3 protein-coding genes are annotated in these 1,975 nt (G+C 69.6%); all 3 read right to left on the reverse strand.

Annotated features, from left to right (window positions below; translation table 11 throughout):
* Window positions 1-795, reverse strand: a 795-nt coding sequence (locus E6G06_15160) for a hypothetical protein (GenBank protein ID TML89024.1), incomplete at its 3' end; no start/stop codon positions are given.
* Window positions 792-1,310, reverse strand: coding sequence for a hypothetical protein (locus E6G06_15165; GenBank protein ID TML89025.1), 519 nt, complete (start codon window positions 1,308-1,310; stop codon window positions 792-794). The genes E6G06_15165 and E6G06_15160, both read right to left, overlap by 4 nt.
* A gap of 77 nt (window positions 1,311-1,387) precedes the next feature.
* Entirely contained in the window at window positions 1,388-1,675 is a 288-nt protein-coding gene (locus E6G06_15170; GenBank protein ID TML89026.1) for a hypothetical protein, read from the reverse strand.
* Window positions 1,676-1,975 lie beyond the last annotated feature (300 nt).

Genomic DNA, 1,975 nt, shown 5'->3' on the forward strand with positions numbered 1-1,975 from the left:
GTGGACGCCGCGCAGCGCGGTGTCGTAGATCACGCCCTGGGCGCCGCTCACGAGGGGGGCGAGCCGGGTGAAGCAGTCCATGGCGCTCTTGGCTTCGGCCCCGTGCTTGGGGACCCAGGCGACGTCCAGGATGATGCGCCCGTGCACGTTCTCGTCGCGGGCGGCGACGAGCACGAACTTGGTGCCCCATGCGGTCTCGCCGTCGCCTTGGAAGTGCAGCGCACCGTCGGGCTCGTAGCGTTTGGCCAGGATCTCGCCTGTCTGTTTGTCCACCCGGGTGTCGCCCGGGTGGGCCCTGTAGAGAGGGGTAACAACCTTGCCGTCGGCATGGAGCATCCGGGTGAGGTCGGGATGCGTCCACGAGCCCGGACCCTCCGGATCGACCAGCCCGACCGTGCGGGCCTGCGCGGCGGCGAGCTCGCGGTGCCGCGTGCCCAACGCCGCGAGGATGTCGGGCCGGGCGAGGTAGGTGGTGCGGGCGTAGAGGTAGTGGTGGCGGCGCATCGGTCGCTCGGGCAGCCACCGCGAGGGATCTTGCGCGAACTGCTCGCGCACCAGGCGTCGCACGAAGGCCCACACCACGGGGTGCGCCAGCTCGGCCTCCACCTGGCGGGCGCTCTCGTAGACCGACAGGAGCGCCTCGTAGACGATCCACATGAACACCGGGTACTGGCGGCGCCGGCCACCGCGGCTCCGGTCCGGCTCGGGCACGAGCGCCGCGAGCTCGTAGACCGCGGGGTTGCGCAGGATCGCCTCGACCCGCTCCAGCACCGAGACACCGGGCGCGCGGGTCACGCGTCACCTTCGATGGCGCGCCACTCGAAGCCGATCAGCCGCGCCGCCGCGTCGAGGCTCCGGCATCCGAGCGCGCGGGCAGCGGCTTCGATCCGGCCGGTGTCGGCCAGCACGCGCGCGCCGGCCCATGCGGCCACCGAGACCGGCCGGACGTCAGGTTCGGTGGTGAGGCCGGCGCGCCGCAACGTCTCGCCGATCGCCTGACACGACGACGCCTGACGGCTCTCCGCTGACCCGTCCCCACCATAGACCAGCAAGGTGGCCGGATCTGCGGGGTGTCCGAGCTCGGGTATCCGACGCTCCAGCTGTACGCGACCCCAGCCGGAGAGTCGACCCCAGCGAGCCTCGGTCCGCGGCGAACCATGGATCCAGACCCGCGCCCGATCGAGCTCGAGATCGGCGACCCTCAAGTGGGAGAGCTCGGCCGTGCGGGCCGTCGCCTCGGCGAGCGCCCACGCCGCCGAGAGGCGAGTGCTCGTCAGCGAGTGCAGCGCCGCGGTGCGACACAGCGCCACTTCCTCATCGCTGAGCGGACGCGCGGTGCTCAGCGATCGAGCCGGGAGGCCCAAATCGAGGGTCGGGTCGCCGGACGTCAGCCCAAGCTCGCGGCCCACCCGGAAGAGGAGCCGGACTGCTGAGCGACGCAGTTGCTGAGTCGCACGCCGGAAGCGCTCATGAAGGTCCGAACATGCTCGGGCGTCACGTCCTCGAGAGACGCGACGCCGTGACCAACCTCGACAAACCGGCCGAAGCGATCGAGCAGTTCGCTGATCCGTCGGAAGCTTTGTACAGACACCGAACCGCCGGCCGCAAGCTCCCGCTCGACGCGACCAACGACATCGGCGAGGGCTTGTCTCCGATGCTGCCTATGCTCGCTCACGTCGGGACCTCTCATATAGGTGCCGGCCACGGCCCCGGGGGTGTTCACGCACCCGCCGGGGCCAACTCGTGTCTATAAGACTAGACCATCGACTTCACGGGAGTCAAGACTTATAGTCTTATCATGGGCCGCCGAGTCGACGTGGATCAGCTCATTGACTCGCACGCCGTCGCTGAGATCCTCGGACTCGCACAGTTCAACAGCGTCAGTGGCTACCAGCGCCGGTATCCTGAGATGCCTCGACCTGTCGTCGACATGGGTCGCGGTCGCTGCAAGCTCTGGCTGCGGCATGAGGTCGAG

The sequence above is a fragment of the Actinomycetota bacterium genome (assembly GCA_005888325.1).
Taxonomy (GTDB): domain Bacteria; phylum Actinomycetota; class Acidimicrobiia; order Acidimicrobiales; family AC-14; genus AC-14.